The sequence below is a fragment of the Aeromonas bestiarum genome (genome assembly GCF_000819745.1).
In the GTDB taxonomy this organism is placed as follows: Bacteria; Pseudomonadota; Gammaproteobacteria; order Enterobacterales; family Aeromonadaceae; genus Aeromonas; species Aeromonas bestiarum.
In genome coordinates this window covers 1-18,669 of the sequence record NZ_CDDA01000023.1, presented here as the reverse complement: position 1 = coordinate 18,669, position 18,669 = coordinate 1, and the positions used below count along the sequence as shown (strand labels likewise).

General features: G+C 62.0%; 16 protein-coding genes. 12 read left to right on the top strand and 4 right to left on the bottom strand.

Annotation, left to right across the window (positions count from 1 at the left end):
• Positions 1-124 precede the first annotated feature (124 nt).
• The 5 genes from metK to gshB all read left to right on the top strand — a co-directional run bounded on the left by metK (position 125) and on the right by gshB (position 4,496).
• Complete coding sequence (gene metK, locus BN1118_RS12225) at positions 125-1,276, top strand: methionine adenosyltransferase (protein ID WP_043556321.1); 1,152 nt, start codon at positions 125-127, stop codon at positions 1,274-1,276.
• A gap of 68 nt (positions 1,277-1,344) precedes the next feature.
• Positions 1,345-1,878: a SprT family zinc-dependent metalloprotease gene (locus tag BN1118_RS12220; protein WP_043556320.1), complete on the top strand. Its 534-nt coding sequence runs from the start codon at positions 1,345-1,347 to the stop codon at positions 1,876-1,878.
• A 72-nt stretch (positions 1,879-1,950) separates the two neighbouring features.
• Positions 1,951-2,634, top strand: a complete 684-nt coding sequence (locus tag BN1118_RS12215; protein WP_043135585.1) for an endonuclease — start codon at positions 1,951-1,953, stop codon at positions 2,632-2,634.
• A 125-nt stretch (positions 2,635-2,759) separates the two neighbouring features.
• Positions 2,760-3,491, top strand: coding sequence for a 16S rRNA (uracil(1498)-N(3))-methyltransferase (gene rsmE, locus BN1118_RS12210; RefSeq protein WP_043556319.1), 732 nt, complete (start codon positions 2,760-2,762; stop codon positions 3,489-3,491).
• Positions 3,492-3,542: 51 nt separating this feature from the next.
• Positions 3,543-4,496, top strand: coding sequence for a glutathione synthase (gene gshB / locus BN1118_RS12205; RefSeq protein WP_043556318.1), 954 nt, complete (start codon positions 3,543-3,545; stop codon positions 4,494-4,496).
• Between the two features lie 87 nt (positions 4,497-4,583).
• On the opposite strand, the gene BN1118_RS12200 is transcribed toward gshB, so the two are convergent.
• On the bottom strand, positions 4,584-6,209 hold the full coding sequence (locus BN1118_RS12200) for a methyl-accepting chemotaxis protein (protein WP_043556317.1): 1,626 nt from the start codon (positions 6,207-6,209) through the stop codon (positions 4,584-4,586).
• Positions 6,210-6,327: 118 nt separating this feature from the next.
• Here BN1118_RS12200 and BN1118_RS12195 point away from each other — a divergent pair, with 118 nt between their 5' ends.
• Both BN1118_RS12195 and ruvX read left to right on the top strand, forming a co-directional pair.
• Complete coding sequence (locus tag BN1118_RS12195; RefSeq protein ID WP_042037546.1) at positions 6,328-6,882, top strand: YqgE/AlgH family protein; 555 nt, start codon at positions 6,328-6,330, stop codon at positions 6,880-6,882.
• 46 nt (positions 6,883-6,928) lie between these two features.
• Entirely contained in the window at positions 6,929-7,351 is a 423-nt protein-coding gene (gene ruvX, locus BN1118_RS12190) for a Holliday junction resolvase RuvX (protein ID WP_043556315.1), read from the top strand.
• Positions 7,352-7,399: 48 nt separating this feature from the next.
• Here the strand turns inward: ruvX and dtpB are convergent, their stop codons facing one another.
• Positions 7,400-8,902 (bottom strand): dipeptide/tripeptide permease DtpB, encoded by a 1,503-nt coding sequence (gene dtpB, locus BN1118_RS12185; RefSeq protein WP_043135594.1) that lies wholly within the window; start codon positions 8,900-8,902, stop codon positions 7,400-7,402.
• Between the two features lie 743 nt (positions 8,903-9,645).
• Here dtpB and BN1118_RS12180 point away from each other — a divergent pair.
• Positions 9,646-10,047, top strand: coding sequence for a DUF6232 family protein (locus tag BN1118_RS12180; protein WP_043556314.1), 402 nt, complete (start codon positions 9,646-9,648; stop codon positions 10,045-10,047).
• Positions 10,048-10,144: 97 nt separating this feature from the next.
• Here the strand turns inward: BN1118_RS12180 and ampC are convergent, their stop codons facing one another.
• A complete protein-coding gene (gene ampC / locus BN1118_RS12175) occupies positions 10,145-11,293 on the bottom strand; it encodes an FOX/MOX family class C beta-lactamase (protein ID WP_043556312.1) in 1,149 nt (382 codons plus the stop codon).
• Between the two features lie 224 nt (positions 11,294-11,517).
• On the opposite strand from ampC, the gene BN1118_RS12170 reads away from it, so the two are divergent.
• Genes BN1118_RS12170 through BN1118_RS12160 form a run of 3 tightly spaced genes read left to right on the top strand, consistent with a single transcriptional unit; the run spans position 11,518 to position 15,402 of the window.
• Positions 11,518-12,438 carry an AAA family ATPase gene (locus BN1118_RS12170; protein WP_043556310.1) on the top strand — a complete coding sequence of 307 codons (921 nt, stop codon included), beginning with the start codon at positions 11,518-11,520 and terminating at the stop codon, positions 12,436-12,438.
• Positions 12,439-12,452: 14 nt separating this feature from the next.
• Positions 12,453-13,442, top strand: a complete 990-nt coding sequence (locus BN1118_RS12165) for a DUF58 domain-containing protein (protein WP_156994943.1) — start codon at positions 12,453-12,455, stop codon at positions 13,440-13,442.
• Positions 13,429-15,402: a transglutaminase TgpA family protein gene (locus tag BN1118_RS12160; RefSeq protein WP_043556307.1), complete on the top strand. Its 1,974-nt coding sequence runs from the start codon at positions 13,429-13,431 to the stop codon at positions 15,400-15,402. The genes BN1118_RS12165 and BN1118_RS12160 overlap by 14 nt, the downstream gene beginning before the upstream one ends.
• An 84-nt stretch (positions 15,403-15,486) precedes the next feature.
• Here the strand turns inward: BN1118_RS12160 and BN1118_RS12155 are convergent, their stop codons facing one another.
• Positions 15,487-16,929, bottom strand: coding sequence for an alanine/glycine:cation symporter family protein (locus BN1118_RS12155; RefSeq protein WP_043135606.1), 1,443 nt, complete (start codon positions 16,927-16,929; stop codon positions 15,487-15,489).
• 722 nt (positions 16,930-17,651) lie between these two features.
• On the opposite strand from BN1118_RS12155, the gene tal reads away from it, so the two are divergent.
• Positions 17,652-18,602, top strand: a complete 951-nt coding sequence (tal, locus tag BN1118_RS12150; RefSeq protein WP_043556306.1) for a transaldolase — start codon at positions 17,652-17,654, stop codon at positions 18,600-18,602.
• Positions 18,603-18,669 lie beyond the last annotated feature (67 nt).

Sequence of the window (18,669 nt, the reverse complement as noted above, 5' to 3'; positions counted from 1 at the left end):
AGTGCTGGCAATCGAGGGGGGCGCTAACTAAAATGGACGTCCAGATGTAGATACCTCTACAATCATCCTATCATCACCCGGTTATTGCTGTGGCGATAACCCCAGACAAGCTGAGAATCCCATCATGGCAAAGCTGTTTACTTCCGAGTCGGTCTCCGAAGGCCATCCCGACAAGATTGCGGACCAGATCTCCGATGCGGTACTGGACGCCATCCTCAAGCAAGATACCAAGGCCCGCGTTGCCTGTGAGACCCTGGTCAAGACCGGCATGGTCATGGTGGCCGGTGAAGTAACCACCTCTGCCTGGGTTGATATCGAAGAGATAGTGCGCAACACAGTGCGTGACATCGGCTACACCCACTCCGACATGGGCTTCGATGCCGACTCCTGCGCCGTGCTGAACGCCATCGGCAAGCAGTCCCCCGACATCAACCAGGGTGTTGACCGCAGCGATCCGCTGGAGCAGGGCGCCGGTGACCAGGGCCTGATGTTCGGTTACGCCACCAACGAAACCGACGTGCTGATGCCCGCCCCCATCACCTATTCTCACCTGCTGGTGAAGCGTCAGGCCGAAGTGCGCAAAAACGGCACCCTGCCGTGGCTGCGTCCGGATGCCAAGAGCCAGCTGACCTTCGCCTACGACGACGCGGGCAAGATCCTGGGTGTGGATGCAGTGGTGCTCTCTACCCAGCACAGCGAGTCCATCAGCCACAAGGATCTGGTGGAAGCGGTGCGCGAAGAGATCATCAAGCCGGTGCTGCCGGCCGAGTGGATCAACAAGGACACCAAATACTTCATCAACCCGACCGGCCGTTTCGTCATCGGCGGCCCCATGGGTGACTGCGGTCTGACCGGTCGCAAGATCATCGTCGACACCTACGGCGGCATGGCCCGTCACGGTGGTGGCGCCTTCTCCGGCAAAGACCCGTCCAAGGTTGACCGCTCCGCCGCCTACGCCGCCCGCTACGTGGCCAAGAACATAGTCGCCGCCGGTCTGGCGGATCGCTGCGAGATCCAGATCTCCTACGCCATCGGCGTGGCCGAGCCGACCTCCATCAGCGTCGAAACCTTCGGTACCGCCAAGGTGGCCGAGGATCTGCTGGTCAAGCTGGTACGCGAGCACTTCGAGCTGCGCCCGTACGGCCTGATCCAGATGCTGGATCTGAAGCGCCCCATCTACCAGGCTACCGCTGCCTACGGTCACTTCGGTCGCGAAGAGTTCCCTTGGGAGCAGACCGACAAGGCCGAGCTGCTGCGCTCCGCCGCTGGCCTCTAAGCCACTCAGTTGTGATAAAAGGGGAGCCTGGCTCCCCTTTTGCTTGTCTGCCGACCGACGGAAATCCCATGTCTGCCACCCCAGCTCATCTCGAACAACTGCTGCATCAGCGGGTCGAGGCCTGTTTCGTGCAGGCCGAGGCGCGCCTCGGCCGCACCTTTGCCCGCCCGCGCATCCACTGCAACATGCGGGGCCGGGCGGCGGGCTCGGCGCGGCTGCAGACCTGGGAGCTGCGCTTCAACCCGGCCCTCTATCAGGCCAACCAGCAGGCGTTTCTGGCCGAGGTGGTGCCCCACGAGGTGGCCCATCTGCTGGTCTATGCGCTCTGGGGCGAAGGGCGCGGCAAGGCACGGGTGCTGCCCCACGGCCAGCAGTGGCAGTCGATGATGCGCGAGCTGTTCGGGCTTGAGCCCAGAACCACCCACAGCTTCGATCTGACTGTGCTGGCCCAGCGCACTGTGCCCTATCGCTGTCACTGCCAGCAGCATCAGCTGTCGGTGCGCCGCCACAACAAGGTGGTGCGCGGCGAGGCCCGCTACCACTGTCGCCGCTGCAAGCAGCCGCTGGAACGGGAACGGCAGGTGCCTGTGCCTGCGCAGTAAGCCAGCCCGTGTCGCAACCCTGTGCTAGGGTGCCCCTCTCTTCATCCAACCACTTCATTGCCAAGGATCTTCATGTTTCGTCCCCTGTTTTCGTTCACTCTGGCCCTGCTGGTCAGCCTGCCTCTGCATGCCCAGACCTTTCGCGCTGCCAAGCAGGATCTGAACCGCCTCTATCAGGATCACCCCGTCACCTTCTACTGCGGCTGCAAGATTGAGTATCAGGGCAAGAAAATGAGCCCGGATCTGGCCAGCTGCGGCTATGAACCGCGCAAGCAGGCCAAGCGCGCCAACCGCATAGAGTGGGAACACGTGGTGCCGGCCTGGGAATTCGGCCACCAGCTGCAGTGCTGGCAGCAGGGTGGTCGCAAGAACTGCGGCAAGAGCGACGAGTTCAACCAGATGGAGGGGGACATGCACAACCTCTTCCCCGCCATCGGCGAGGTGAACGGGGATCGCGCCAACTACCGCTTCTCCGACTGGAACGGCACCCCGGATCAGTACGGCCAGTGCCAGATGCTGGTGGATTTCAAGGCGCGTCAGGTACAGCCGCCCAAGGGGCTGGTACGGGGCCAGATCGCCCGCGCCTACCTCTACATGAGCCAGCAGTATGGGCTGCGCCTCGCGGCGCAACAGCGTAAACTGTTCGAAGCTTGGGACAGGCAGTACCCGGCCGATGGCTGGGAGTGCGAACGCAATCGCCGCATCGGCAAGTTGCAGGGCAATACCAATCCCTTCATTGAAAAGCAGTGCCAATAACCCCATTTGACAGGGAGGGATCACCCCCCTCCCATAACTAGACGCATCACTAGTCGAGTGAGCCGTGAACCCGGCCTCGCAGCAAGACATTGACGCGTTTCCAAGCAAGAGACTGACACTTAGCCATGCGCATTCCACGTATCTATGAAGCGGCCACCCTGCAGGTTGGCCAGACCCTAGCCCTGTCGGAAGACGGCGCCAACCACATAGGCCGGGTGCTGCGCATGCAGCCGGGCCAGCAGCTGGAGTTGTTCAATGGCGACGGCAATCAATATGCCGCCACCATAGCCCTGGTCGGCAAGAAATCGGTGGAGGTGACCATAGACGGCTGCGAGGCTCAATCTGTGGAGTCCCCCTTCGCCATCCATCTGGGCCAGGTGATCAGCCGGGGCGACAAGATGGACTTCACCATCCAGAAATCCGTCGAGCTAGGCGTCACCTGCATCACCCCGCTCTTCTCCGAGCGCTGCGGCGTCAAGCTGCCGGCGGACAGGCTGGAGAAGAAGCGCGAGCAGTGGCAGAAGGTGGTGATCAGCGCCTGCGAACAGTGCGGCCGCAACCTGGTGCCCGAAGTTCGGATGCCCATGGAGCTGGACGCCTGGCTGGCGGAAGAGACCAAAGAGCTCAAGCTCAACCTGCATCCGCGCGCCGAGTACAGCATCAGCACACTGCCGGTGCCGGAGCACGGGGTGCGCCTGCTGATAGGTCCGGAAGGGGGCTTGTCCGGCGACGAGATCGCCCGTACCGTGCAGGAAGGTTTCAAGGAGATGTTGCTGGGTCCGCGGGTGCTGCGCACCGAAACCGCCGCCCTGACCGCAATAACAGCGCTGCAGTGCCGCTTCGGCGATCTGGCCTGAAACGGGTTCTGACAATCTCAAACGCAATCGAGCTACCAGAAGGACATTCGGATGACCATTAAACTCGGCATAGTGATGGACCCCATCTCGGCCATCAATATCAAGAAGGATTCCAGCTTCGCCATGCTCGAAGAGGCGCAAAAGCGCGGCTATGAGCTCTTCTATCTGGAAATGTCGGATCTTTACATGGAGGCGGGCCGCGCCTTTGGCACAATGCGCCCGCTGACGGTCAAATATGACTACGCCGACTGGTTCAGCCTGGGCGAGGTGGTGGATCAGCCCCTCTCCACCCTGGACGTGATCCTGATGCGCAAGGATCCCCCCTTCGATACCGAGTTCATCTACGCCACCTACATGCTGGAGCGGGCCGAGGATGAGGGCTGCCTCATCGTCAACAAGCCGCAGAGCCTGCGCGACGCCAACGAGAAGCTCTACACCGCCTGGTTTGCCGAGCACACCCCGACCACCCTGGTGACCCGTCGCTCTGACAAGCTGCGCGCCTTCCACGCCCAGCACAAGGACGTGATCTTGAAGCCCTTGGACGGCATGGGCGGCGCCTCCATCTTCCGCATGAAGGAAGATGACGCCAACGTGGGGGTCATCATAGAGACGCTGACCGAACATGGGAGTCAGTACTGCATGGCCCAGACCTATCTGCCCGCCATCAAGGATGGCGACAAGCGGGTGCTGGTGGTGGACGGTGAACCGGTTCCCTACTGCCTGGCCCGCATTCCGGCGAAGGGGGAGACCCGTGGCAACCTGGCGGCCGGTGGCCGTGGTGAAGCGCGTCCCCTGAGCGAAGCCGACTGGGCCATCGCCCGCGCGGTAGGCCCAGCCCTGAAAGAGAAGGGCCTCATCTTCGTCGGCCTCGACATCATCGGCGATCGGCTGACCGAGATTAACGTCACCAGCCCGACCTGCATCCGTGAGATAGAGGCCGCCTTCCCGGTACATATCACCGGCATGCTGATGGATGCCATCGAGCGTCGGCTGGCGAAAGCCTGAGTGGCCCGAAGCTAAGCGGCAATAACAACAGAGGCGGCCCAGTGGCCGCCTCTGTTGTTTCTCCCGCCAGAACGCCGGGCACGCCCCTCAGCAACGGAACTGCCCCACCTTCACCTTGAGGTCGCTGGAGAGCTGCTCCAGCTCGTGGCAACTCTGATTCAGCTCGGAGGCCGCCGCCGTCGACTCGGTGGCAATGTGGGCGATATTGACCACGTTGCGGCTGATGTCCTCCGCCACCTTGCTCTGCTCCTCTGCCGCCGTGGCTATCTGGGTGTTCATCTCGTTGATCACGTTGACCGAGCTCACTATCTCGCCGAGTGCCTGACCGCAGGCCAGCACGGTACGATTGGACTCTTCCACCTGACTCAGTCCCAGCTCCATGCTGGACGCCGCCTGGGTGGCCCCCTGCTGCAGCTTGACTATGGTCTTGCCGATCTCTTCGGTCGAACGCTGGGTGCGCTGGGCCAGGGTACGCACCTCGTCGGCCACCACCGCAAAACCACGGCCCTGATCGCCGGCCCGCGCCGCCTCGATCGCCGCATTGAGCGCCAGCAGATTGGTCTGCTCGGCAATGCCGCGGATGGCATCCATCACGCTGCTGATATTGCGGCTGTCATCCGCCAGCTGGGTGATCATGGCGGCCGTGTTCTGGATCTGGGCGGAGAGACCGGACATGCGCAAGATGGCATCTTCGACTATGTGGTGACCGTGACGGGCGCTCTCGTCAGCATGGTGCGCCGCATCGGCGGCGGCGTTGGAGCTGTTCGCCACCTCGGCCACTGTGGCGCTCATCTGGTTCATGGCGGTCGCTGTCTGATCCGTCTCCGCCTGTTGCTGGGCGAAACGGCCCCGGCTCTGGGTGCCGATATGGGCCAGGTGAGCCGACTCTTTGGCGAGCTGCTCCGCCATGCCGTTGATCTGGGTGATGAGGTCACGAAAATGACAGATCACCTCGTTGAGGGAGTGGGCCAGCCCGCCCATCTCGTCCTTGCGCAGCACGGGCGCCAGCTTGCTCAGGTCGAGATCCGTCTGCATGCCGCGCAAGATCCCGCCCATGGCCGCCAACGGCTGGCTGACGCTGCGCCCCGCCCACACGCCAAAGAACAGGATGCAGGCGCCACCCACCACAAACAGCAGAATGAACAACCGGATCAACTGCACCCTGAGCTCATTGAGCTCGGCCATGTTCTTCTCGGCTTCCTGCAACTGGTACTCCACCAGGGCGCTGACCCCGTCACTGACCGGGTCGATCACCCGATAGAGCGGCATGATATGGGCGGCCAGCTGGCCCTGGTTGTCACCCTGCATGCTTGCCAGTATCTGCATCACGGACTCAATTTCCCGATCCGCCGCCGCGAACAGCGTCTGCATCTTGTCGGCCTCCCGCTGCTCGGCCTGGCTCATCTCCTGACCGCGATACTCTCGCCAGATCCGGTTGATCTCCTGCTGGGCGGCGCTCATGTCCGCGCGCGACTTGGCGGGGTCAAAGCCCCCCACATTGGCCTTGTTGGCGGCGTCTATCACCTTGACCGCGTAGAGATCGGCGATCTGCTTGAGCTCCTTGAGCTGGACGACCTCCCCCTGATACATGGCATTCATGCCCGCCATCAACTGGGACATGGCCTGGGTCGCCCCTATCACCAGCAGCAGGAGCGTCAGCAGGGGAACCACACACCCCAGGATCAACTTCTGTCTGATCGAAATACCTTCCATGGCGTTTTCTCCATCCTGACCATGTCGCTGGACAGGACCGCAAGCGATAAAAAGCGGTTTTGCCCGACACAGTGAGCTGCCATAATTGACCCAAATACCTTTGCAATATTTGGCCCATATGCAAACACTGCAAAATCATTTCCTGCTCGCCATGCCGAGCCTCTCCGATCCCTATTTCGAGCGTTCGCTGGTCTACCTGTGCGAACACAACGAGGAGGGTGCCATGGGGCTGGTGGTCAACATACCGGTGGACATGTCGCTGGACGCCATGCTGACCCAGCTCAAGCTCGCCCCCCCGGCCAGCCCGGACCTCAAGCAGCCCGTGCTGCAAGGGGGGCCGGTACACGCCGATCGCGGTTTCGTGCTGCACAGCTTCCGCCCTGGGTTCAACTCCACCCTGCAGGTGGGGGATGAACTCATGGTCACCACTTCCAAGGATATACTGGAAACCCTGGGCACAGAGCAGGCCCCGGATCACTGGCTGGTGGCGCTCGGCTACGCCGGCTGGAGTGCGGGTCAACTGGAACAGGAGCTGGTGGACGGCGCCTGGCTGGTGATACCGCCCAACCCGGATCTGGTCTTCAAGACCCCGATCCATCAGCGCTGGCAGCAAGCGGCCGCCAGCATAGGGGTCAATCCCATTCATCTATCCAGCGACATCGGCCACAGCTGATGCCGTTTGCCACGCATTTTGCGATGCGTTTTGAGGAAACAATTCAATGTCATCACGCAGTATCATGGGCTTTGACTACGGCACCAAGAGCATAGGGGTCGCCATCGGCCAGGAGCTCACCGGCACGGCCCAGCCCCTGCGCGCCATCAAGGCCAACGACGGCGTCCCCAACTGGGACGACATCGAGAAGCTGCTCAAGGAGTGGCAGCCAGACCTGCTGGTGGTCGGCCTGCCGCTCAACATGGATGGCACAGAGCAGGAGATCACGGTGCGGGCCCGCAAGTTCGGCAACCGTCTGCACGGCCGCTTCGGCAAGCAGGTGGAGTTCAAGGACGAGCGGCTCACCACCACGGATGCCCGCGCCCGCCTGTTTGAACGGGGTGGCTACAAGGCGCTCGACAAGGGCAGCGTGGACGGAGTCTCAGCCCAGCTTATCGTCGAAGCCTGGATGGAAGAGCAGTACGGTTGACTGGCAAGGGGGAGTCAGCGAACGCCCGCCTCCCCCCCACCACCTGCGTCAGGCCTTGGCCTGTTGCGGGAGCACATCCTCTTCATCCGCCGGGCCGGCATTCATCATGCGGTTGAGCCAGGGCACCATCAGCGCCATCACCACAGCCACCAGCAGCGTCGCCAGTCCTATCTTGCCAAACACATCCGTATAGATGGGCAGCGTCAGCAACGGATCCGTCACCCCTTGCGGCACTGCGGTAAAGGTCGCCACATAGCCTCCCAGCAAGGATGCCATCGCCTGGGTCAGGAACCACATCCCCAGGATGAAGCCCATCAACCGCTGCGGCACCAGCGCCGCCACCATGGCCAGCCCCAGGGCGCTGATCATCAGCTCGCCCAGGCTCTGGAACAGGTAGATGAGCACCATGAACCAGGGCGAAGTCAGCCCGCCGGCATCGGCAAACCAGATGCCCGCCGCCGCCGCGGTCAGGAAGCCGAGGGAGCAGAAGAACATGCCCAGGGTAAACTTGAGCGGCATGGTCAGATCCCGCCCCTGGCTGCCCATGCGGGTATAGATCATGGCCAGCACAGGGCTGCCCACCACCACCCAGAAGGGGTTCAAGGCCTGAAAGCTGATCGGATTGACGGTAAAGCCCAGCATCTCGTGGTGCATGTTGTTGATGGCAAAGAAATTAAGCGAGGTCGGCATCTGGGCATAGAGCACGTAGAACACCACGGCCTCCAGCATCAGCACGAAGGCCACGTACATCTTGTTGCGGTGGATGCGATCCAGCTTGAACGCCTCGCGAAAGAAGAAGATCACCACCACCAGGGTCACCGTCATCAGCACCATGTTGGCGATCACCACGTGGTGCATCAGCCAGGCGCAGAAGAAGACCAGCGCCACCGCCCCCAGCAAGACCAGCAGCAGCTTGCCGTAGTCGAGCGGCAGATGATCCGGCTCCGAGCCTATGTCCCTGACCATGTTGCGGCAGGCAAAGAAGGTCAGCAGCGCTATGATGAGGCCGACCCCGCACAGGTTGTAGGTCACCGTATAGCCGTAATGATCGGCAATGACCGGGGCCAGCGAGAGGGATATCAGGGAGCCAATGTTGATCGACATGTAGAACAGGGTGAAGGCCCCGTCCAGACGGGGATCCCTTGGTCCATAGCACTTGGCGAGCAGGCTGGCCGGGTTGGCCTTGAACAAACAGTTGCCCACGGCAATGGTGCCCAGGGCATAGAAGATGAGGTCGGGATTGTAGATCGACATGCCGGTCATGAAATAGCCGATGACCAGCACTATGGCTCCCAATACCATGGTGCGCTTGGTGCCCAGAATATGGTCACCCACATAGCCGCCGACCGAGATCAGCCCATATACCAGCGCCGAGAAGGCGCCGAAGGTAATAAACGACTGCTCCTGTGAAAAACCCAGTTGCTGGACAAAGAAAACTGCCAGAATGCCTTGTACGCCGTAATAGCCAAAGCGTTCCCAGAGTTCGACAAAGAAGATCATGAAAAACGGTTTGGGTTGCTGTAACAACCCGGTCGGGGCGGATGGATGCATACTAACCTACCTGTGTGTATGTTCTTTTATTCATGTCAAAGCGGCAGGGTCCACGCATTGATGCGCAGTCGCGCCTGATATGTCATATGGGGCGACAGCCAGAGTCGACGAGATGAATATTCATCTACCCGCAGTCACGCTTATTTGGCCTGCATCAGGGTGCCTATTTAAATATCGGAGGCGGACACTGAGTCCACTTGGCAAATGGCTAAATAGCGCGGCCTCGCGCAGACAGCATTGCCTGATCTCACCCGTGCCTCCTCTCCCCCGGATCAGGTTCCCTATTCTGATGTGATGGCGCCTGGTACCCCGCTCACCGGCTCGGCCAGCAGGCAAGGCCGCACTTCGCAACCAACCAGGCAAGGTTAAAACCACACGATCAAGGATTGGCATGCTATATCACTAGCATCTGACGAACTTAATGGTTGATCACACTAGAAGATAACCAATTAATGACATTTTCTAATGAAACCGGATTACTTTTTGTAGCGCAAACGGCGCCATATGGGGCGTGAATTTTCGACCCTGGCATGCCTGACCAGCGAGCAGGTGGTATGGCGAACAGGGTGGCGGCAACCACCATCACTGACATGCAGAGAGGGGCAACAGGCCCGTCATGACCCAGGTACTGGCAAACACTGATATGCCCCCGCGAGTATTAACCAATCTGGTCCGTTGACGTCCCCGGGCATATCAATTCCAATGGGCCGCCCGCATGATGTCGGGCGCTGTGGGAGTGAAACATGTATCAGTCATCGGATTTTGATATCGACGGAGATCGACTCAGGATCAAGCGGGAGCAATATCCGCTCGCCAAAATAGTGAATATCAAGGCCAGACAATCCAGCCTGACCAAACAGCTGCTGCGGGCGGCCGGCATAGGCCTGATATTTTCCTTCGCCGTCTGGCTGCTGCCCCTGTTCAATACAGCGCCCGAGGTAACGACCATATTGGCCCCCCTGCTGTTTATTGCGGGCATGCTGTTCGCACTGCTGCAATACGCCAGATATGAGTTGCTCATCGAGGTGCAGCATGGGGATGAGACCGGCATTCAATGGGTCACTGTGGCCAGAAGCCGCCGCCAGCAAGACTTCGCCCTGTTCCGGCAACAGGCGGATATCCTCACCCGTCGGCTGATGCAATAGTCCGGGCGCCTGACACGAATACGCCGGGGCAGCCCCGGCGTATTTCACGACATTTATCCATAGCCCCCTTGGCCGACAGACAGATGGATACGGCTGGTCACAACGCCAGCTGGCTCAGGATGGCGTGGGCCGCCTTGACCCTGGCCTCGTTGGGATAGTTGCGGTTGGCCAGCATGACGATGCCTATCCCCTTGGCGGGCACGAACGCCACATAGGCGCCAAAGCCGCCGGTCGAGCCCGTCTTGTTATAGAGCCGCTGCTCGCCCATCGCTTTGGGCACCGCAAAGCGCTTGACCGGATTGGCCTGGAAGCTCACCGCCGGTGAGTTGCCCGCCAGCAATGTCTGCTCGGTGACGGGATAGGCGTAACTCTCCCAGCCCAGCCCCTGGGTCATTTCCCCCACAGAATGGAAGCCGGTGTGGGTCAGCGCAATCGCACTTGTTACCGCGGCATCTCCCTGATACCCCATGTTCGCCTCGACAAACTTCAGCAGATCCGCAGAGCCGGTCTTGATGCCATAGGCCTCTGCCGCCAGCACGCCCGGATTGACCCTGACGGGCTTGTCTTCCTTCGAGTAACCGTAGGCATAATTCGCCATGGCCGACTCCGGCACCTGGATATAGGTGTGATGCAAGCCCAGCCTGGGCAGCAGAGTCTGGCTCATCAGTTGCTCAAATGGCTGGCCCAGGCTGCTCGCGGCCAGGTGGCCAAACAGGCCTATGCTGGGATTGGAGTACTGGCGATGGGTACCCGCCGGGTAGGCTGGCGTCCACTGGCGATAGTAGGCATGCATCTTGTCGCTCGAATCCACCTCGTCGGGGAATTGCAACGGCAGACCGCCCGCACTGTAGGTGGCGAGTTCAGCCATTGTGATGCCGTCGAAGGCAGAGCCTTTCAACCAGGGCGCATGCTGGCTCGCCTTGTCCTCCAGCTGAAAACCACCCTTGACCGCGGCATAGGCGCCAAGGGTCGCGGTCAGGGTCTTGCTGACCGAGCCAATCTCGAACAGGGTCTGCTCGCTGACGCGAGCACCGCTCTCCCGATCCGCCACCCCGTAGTTGAAGTAGTGCGCCTTGCCATCCTTGAGCACGGCGACCGCCATGCCCGGGATCCTGTGCTGCTTGAGCAGAGGCTGGATGGCACCGTCGACCACGGTCGTCAGGGGATCCGCCCCCTCGCCGTGGGACAGGGGGGAGAGCAGCAGGGCACTCAGTGCAAGCAGTGACACGGCAGTGTTTTGTTTCATTGGATGAGTCTCGCGATGGATAAAAGCGCCGGCATGGTGGCAGGCGCGGTCAAGGTGTGAGGCCAGCATAACCGGCCAGCATGTGTCCACTGTGCGCCTGGGTGAAGTCTGTGTGAAGTCGCCCCCAAACATGGTCCGTCTCAAGGGTTTATCCCTGTATTGACCGCCTTCTCCCGCCGCTGACGTATAAGCTGTAGGGGCGAAAGGAGACAAGGGAGGCGCGGGTGAAGGGACAAGAGCACATAGCACGACTGCTGGCGGCACTGGAGCAGGTGATCTTGGGCAAGCCGCTGCAACTCAAGATAGCCCTGGTGACCCTGCTGGCCCGTGGTCACCTGCTGATCGAGGATCTGCCCGGCATGGGCAAGACCACCCTGGCCCACGGGCTGGCGCAGGTGCTGGGGCTGGACTGTCGACGGGTACAGTTCACCGCCGATCTGCTGCCGGCCGACCTGCTGGGGTTGCAGATCTTTGACCCCCACCAGCAGCAATTTCGCTTTCACCCCGGCCCCGTCTTTACCCAGGTGCTGCTGGCGGACGAGATCAACCGCGCCAGCCCCAAGGTGCAGAGCGCCCTGCTGGAGGCCATGGCCGAGGGCAAGGTGAGCATAGAGGGCCACACCCACCCGCTCCCCTCCCCCTTCTTCGTCATCGCCACCCAGAATCCGGCGGATCAGGCGGGCACCTATCCACTGCCGGAATCCCAGCTCGACCGCTTCGCCGTGCGGCTGTCGCTTGGCTTTCCACCACGGGAAGCGGAGCGTCAGCTGCTGCGCGGCCACCGCCAGAGCCAACCCCTGACCCCGCAGCTGCATGCCACCGAGCTTGCTGCCCTGCAGGCCGAAGGGGATGCCATCCATGTCTCCGATGCCACCCTCGACTACCTGCTAGCGCTGGTGCAGCAGAGCCGTTTCGATGCCGAACTGCCCCAGCCCCTCTCCCCCAGAGCGGCCCAGACCCTGCTGGCGGTGAGCCGAGCCTGGGCGCTGGTGGCGGGGCGCCGTTTCGTCACTGTGGAAGATGTGCAAGCCGTCTTCCCCTATGTGGCCGAGCACAGGCTCAGGGGCAGTTTCGGCGTGCAGCGCGGCGAGGCCTGCCCCCTGAGTCAGCGCCTGCTGGCCAGGGTCGATCCGGACAATCCTTGATGAGACGCTCCCTGATGGGCTGGCGCCAGTTGAGGGATCGTTGGCAGCGACGCTGGCTGGCCCGCCGCATCCCCCCGGCCCGCCAGATGACCCTGGGGCCGCGCAGCCTGTTTATCCTGCCTACTCGCATGGGGCTGCTCTATCTGCTGGTGATGATCGCCATCTATCTGCTCGGCACCAACTACCAGAACAACCTGGTGCTGCTGGTATCTTATTGCCTCGGCAGCCTCTTCATGGCCGCCATGTGGCTCACCCATCGCAACCTGCTGGGGCTGGCATTGCTGGGAGGACCCGCTGTGCTGGGGGAGGCGGGCAGCCAGCTGCCCATGCGGATGACGGTGCAGAGCCCGCGCCCGGTGCAGGCGCTGCACTTCAGTCTCAACGAGGGGTCGCTCTGGCTGGCACAGGCCGGCTCGGCTCCCCAGTGCCTGACCCTGCCGGTGCAGGGCCTGCGACGGGGCCGTCTGCCATTGGGCCGCTTGCGGGTGGAGAGCCGCTACCCCCTCGGCCTGTTTCGCTGCTGGTCGCTGCTGGATCTGCAACTGGAGGCCTGGCTCTTCCCCAAGCCCCTGCATGGGCTGTTGCGAAGCGAGGAGCTGTCGGCTCAGCACGGTGCGCAGGGCCAGCCAGGCCCGGCTCCCCTCGGCGACTTTGACATGCTGCGGGCATATCAGAGTGGGGAGCCTTTCGGCCGGATCGCCTGGAAGCAGCTCGCCCAGGGGCGTGGCTTGCTGGTCAAGCAGTTCCACGAGCCGAGGCAGGATGACACCCACCTCAGCCTGACGCGGGTAACGGGCACGGATCTGGAGCAGCGGCTGGCGGTGCTGGCCTGGTGGTGTGGTGATTACGGCAGGCGGGGCATTCCCTTCACCCTGACTCTGGCGGGGCAGACGCTCGGCCCTGACTGTGGCCCCACCTTTCTCCAGCGCTGCCAGCTGGCGCTGGCCAGCGTCGACAACCCGCAGGCTCAGGCAGACGAGGCCGGCCCGTATGCTGCTCGATAACCGGCGCCTGCTGCCCCTCATCGCCCTGCAACAGCTGCTGCTGGTGCTGGCACTCTGGCCCCAGCTGCAGCTCTGGATCGTCGCCGTCGGCGCCCTCACCCTGAGCGTGCGAGCCATGATGCTGTGGCGGGGCTGGCGCGCCCCCCCCGCTCGTGCACTGGCGCTGCAGGCCATCACCGGGGCCCTGCTGCTGGCCTGGCAGTGGCGGGCACTGGGCACCTTGCCGGCCCTCATCAACCTGCTCTGGCTCGGCTACAGCCTGAAGATCATAGAGGTGCGGCGGGAGCGGGATATAGAGCAGGTATTGCTGCTCGCCTTCTTTCTCATCGCACTGACGCTGGTACAGCGCCAAAGCATGGGCTGGACCCTGGCGATGGCGGGGGCCCTCTGGCTGGCGGTGACGGCGCTGGTGACCGCCGTGGCCCCCGAACAGAAACAGCCGTGGCGCAACGCGGGTTTCTCGCTGCTGCTGGCCCTTCCCCTGCTGCTGACCCTGTTTCTGGTGCTGCCCAGGCTGCCGCCGCTCTGGCAGATGCCGACCACCAGCCGCGCCCTGTCGGGTCTTTCGGAAGAGGTGGCCCCCGGCGACATCAGCGAGCTGGTCAACTCTTCCGAGCTGGCCTTTCGTGTCACCTTTGCCGACGGCCCGCCCCCCGCCAATGAGCGCTATTTTCCGGTGATGCGCCAGGAGCTGTTCGATGGCCGGCGCTGGCGGCTGAGCGCCGAGATCCGGCAGTGGCAACAAGCCCAACCCATGCAGACTGCGCCCCTTCAGGCCAGTGCAGGGGCCCTGCCTGGCGCCAGCTACGAGGTGATCGCCGAACCCCAGCGCCACCGCTGGACCCTGGCCCTGCCCAGGCCCAGGGTGGTGAGCGGTCTGGTGCAAGTCAGCCCGCTCACCACCCTCTATCGCCGGGACCGGGGGGATCAAAGGATCAGCTACCGGGTCACCAGCGAGCCAACAGCGTCCAAGGCCGACCTCGCCACCCGGCGGCTCAACCTGCAACTGCCCCCGGCCGGCAACCCCAGGGCCCGCGCCCATGCCCTCACCTTGGCAGCCCGTTATCCAGACCGGGCAGCGCTGGCCTCGGCCCTGCTCGATGAGTTTCGGCGCGAACCCTTTTACTACACACTGCAACCGCCGCTGCTGGGACCGGATGGGGTGGATGACTTCCTGTTCAACAGTCGGCGCGGCTTCTGCGGCCACTATGCCATGGCCACCGCCTTCGTGCTGCGGGCGGCCGGCATTCCGGCGCGGCTGGTGACCGGCTATCTCGGCGGTGAGTGGAACCCCAGGGGCAACTACCTAGAAGTGCATCAGTTCGATGCCCACGCCTGGGTGGAATACCTGGATGAGCAGGACGACTGGCAGCGGCTGGACCCCACGGCGGCGGTGGCGCCGCAACGGATAGAGGGGGGCATGACGGCGGCCCTGAGCGACGAGTTCACCGCCGCCGATCCCCTCTCACTGCAGCGCTATCGCAACTGGGCCCTGCTCAACCAGTTGCGCTGGTGGGGCGCCAATCTCGACTACCAGTGGACCCGGCGGGTGCTCAACTACGATGCCGCCCTGTTGTGGCAACAGGTGGGAGCGCGCTGGCCTGTGCTGGCCAGCCACACCGCCTGGCTGATCCTGGCCTGCCTGCTGGGGGTGGCCACCCTGGTGGGCACGCTGCTGTTGTGGCCGGGGCGAGCGCCGCCGCAACAGCGGCTGTGGCGCCCCCTGCGCCGGCGTGCCGCCCGCCTGGGGTGGCAACCCGCCGAGGGGGAGAGTCTGGCCAGCTGGTGCGCGCGGCTCGGCTCCCTTGTCCCTCTGCTGGCGCGACCGCTGGCACGCTGCGCCTGGCTCTATCGACGCTGGCGCTACGCCCCCCTCTCCCCGAGACAACGGCAGCGGGTCTGGCAGCAACTGCAGCGACGGCTGCGCCAGACCTGCCGCGCATGGGATGGACAGAGATAGCGCCGAGCGCCCATCAGGATCCCGCGCAAGCAAAAGGGGAGCCAATGGCTCCCCTTGTTCATCAGGCAACAGTGTGCGTCAGGCTCAGGCCTGCTTGCTGCTCTGGGGCGGGTTGTCCCAGATCCCCTCTTCCAGCTGGCTGCGGATCTCGGGGTACTTGTTGGCATCGAAAGTGGGCACCTTGCCCAGCTTGAGCTGATCGTTGTAGTCCTTGGCCAGCTTGATGGCCACGCCGGAGAGCAGCAGTATGGCCACCAGGTTGACGATGGCCATCAGCCCCATGGAGACATCCGCCATGGCCCACACGGTCGGCAGCTCACCCACGGAACCGAACATCACCATGCCCAGCACGAACATCCGGAACAGCATCAGGCCGCCCTTGTGGTTGTGCTCCAGAAACACCAGGTTGGTCTCGGCGTAGGAGTAGTTCGCCACTATGGAGGTGAAGGCGAAGAAGAAGATGGCCGCCGCGATGAAGATGTTGCCACCACCACCTATCTGGGAGGAGAGCGCCCGCTGGGTCAGCTCGACCCCAGTGATGCCGGAGCCAGGTTCAAACTGGCCGGACATCAGTATGATGGCCGCAGTACAGGTACAGATGACGATAGTGTCGAGGAAGACCCCCAACATCTGCACATAGCCCTGGGAGGCCGGGTGCGGCGGATAGGGGGTCGCGGTCGCGGCGGCGTTGGGGGCTGAGCCCATGCCGGCTTCGTTGGAGAAGAGACCGCGCTTGATGCCGTTGATCATCGCCTGGGAGATGGCGTAACCCATGGCGCCGGAACCCGCCTGCTCGATGCCGAAGGCCGACTTGATGATCAGCACAAACACCCCTGGCAATTCGCTGATGTTCATCGCCACCACGAACAGCGCCATCAGTATGTAGGCCAGCGCCATGAAGGGCACCACCAGTTCGGCGAAGCGGGCTATGCCACGAATGCCGCCGAAGATGATGAGGCCGGAGAGCACCACCAGCGCCAGGCCGGTCGCCCAGTCAGGAATGCCGAACGCCACGTTCATCGCCAGGCTGATGGAGTTGGCCTGCACCGCATTGAACACCAAGCCGAATGCCAGCAACAGGCAGAGGGAGAACACCACCCCCATCCAGCGCATGCCGAGGCCGCGCTCCATGTAGTAGGCGGGGCCACCACGGTAGTTGCCATCCTCGTCCTTCACCTTGTAGAGCTGGGCCAGAGTGCTCTCCACGAAGGCCGTCGCCATGCCGATGAAGGCGATCAGCCACATCCAGAAGATGGCACCCGGGCCACCAAGGTAGATGGCCACGGCCACACCGGCCAGGTTGCCGGTACCCACGCGGGCGGCAAGGCTGGTACAGAGTGCCTGGAAGGAGGAGATGCCGGCCTTGTCCGATTTGCGGCTATTGCGCAACACGGAGAACATGTGGCCGAAATGGCGGATCTGGATAAAGCCCAGCCGGAAGGTAAAGAAGATGCCGACCCCGATGAGCAGGTAGATGAGCACGGCTCCCCACATCAGGTCGTTAATCATTGCGATCAAGGTGTCCATATGTCTCTCGTTGTTATCACGTCCATGGCCAGTCTGCGCTGGCCCCTTGCTGTCTGTTTCTGAATTAGCGGTTCACTAAAGGGGCGGAATCTAGCATAGCGAGGGAGTTCAGAATAGTGATCGCGATCACTGAGAAAACAAAAAACGAGCTGTCCGGCGCAATAAAGCTTCATTTAACACGCAAATTTTCAACAAAACTTGAAACTCAATCAATCAGCCGACAAATTAGACCCAAAAGAGCACAATTTGGCAATTATCTACATAGAGGTAGATGCGTTCACGGGGAAGCAAATCAGGGCGCAAGCGTTTACCTGAAATGGATTTCAAAATGGCCCCATTTTGCCAAACGTTTTACACGTAATAAAATTTCAAGTGGCTGACCACACAATTTATGTGATCGATGACACAAAACCGATAATCAACCAAAAAAGTTGTTTTTATCGGGGGATAAATCCATTTGCGGAAAATGGATAAAAGTCGTTTTTTATCAATCACTTTTATCCATTTATTCCCCGCGTCGCCGGCGACTGGCTGATAAGCATACAAGCCCCCCTATTGCAGGATGCGCCACATCCGTATTAATTAGGCAGGCAATGGCGATGGGCCTCCCCCATCGTGCTTTTCTGAGCCTGAGCCGCCGGGATTTTGTAATTTTATTTCAGAACTGTCGTCTCACGCCCGCAACCCCGGGATCCCTCCCTCATTAAGAGATGATATTTGCTATGGCCGATAAATTAACCCAGCTGAAAGCCCTGACCACAGTTGTCGCCGATACCGGTGATATCGAAGCCATCAAGCGCTACCAGCCCATCGATGCCACCACCAACCCCTCCCTGGTGTTGAAGGCATCCGAGATCCCCGAATACGCGGCGCTGATCGAAGACGCCATCAACTGGGCCAAAGCCCAGAGCCAGGACAAGGCACAGCAAATCATCGACGCGGGCGACAAGCTGGCGGTCAACATAGGTCTGGAAATCCTGAAAATCGTTCCGGGCCGCATCTCCACCGAGGTGGATGCCCGTCTCTCCTTCGATACCGCCGCCAGCATCGCCAAGGCCCGCAAACTGATCCGCCTCTACAACGAAGCCGGCATCAGCAACGATCGCATCCTGATCAAGCTGGCCTCCACCTGGGAAGGGATCCGTGCCGCCGAGGTGCTGGAGAAAGAGGGTATCCAGTGCAACCTGACCCTGCTGTTCTCCTTCGCCCAGGCCCGCGCCTGTGCCGAAGCCGGCGCCTTCCTGATCTCCCCGTTCGTGGGCCGCATCCTCGACTGGTACAAGGCCAAGCACAACCGTGACTACACCGCGAGCGAAGATCCGGGCGTGGTTTCCGTCACCGCCATCTACGACTACTACAAGCAGCACGACTACCCGACCGTGGTCATGGGTGCCAGCTTCCGCAACACAGGCGAGATCCTGGAACTGGCCGGCTGCGACCGCCTGACCATAGGCCCGGCCCTGCTGGAAGAGCTGAGCAAGACCGAAGGCACAGTGGTACGCAAGCTGAACTACACAGGCGAGCGCAAGGCCAAACCGGCTCCGATGAGCGAGGCCGAATTCCGCTGGGAACTGAACCAGGACGCCATGGCCCACGAGAAGCTGGGCGAAGGGATCCGCATGTTCGCCGTCGACCAGGGCAAGCTGGAAACCATGCTGGCCAGCCGCCTCTAATCAGGGCGCCAAGAGCAGACAAGAACCGGACTCCCGCGAGGGAGTCCGGTTTTTTTATGGCTATGTC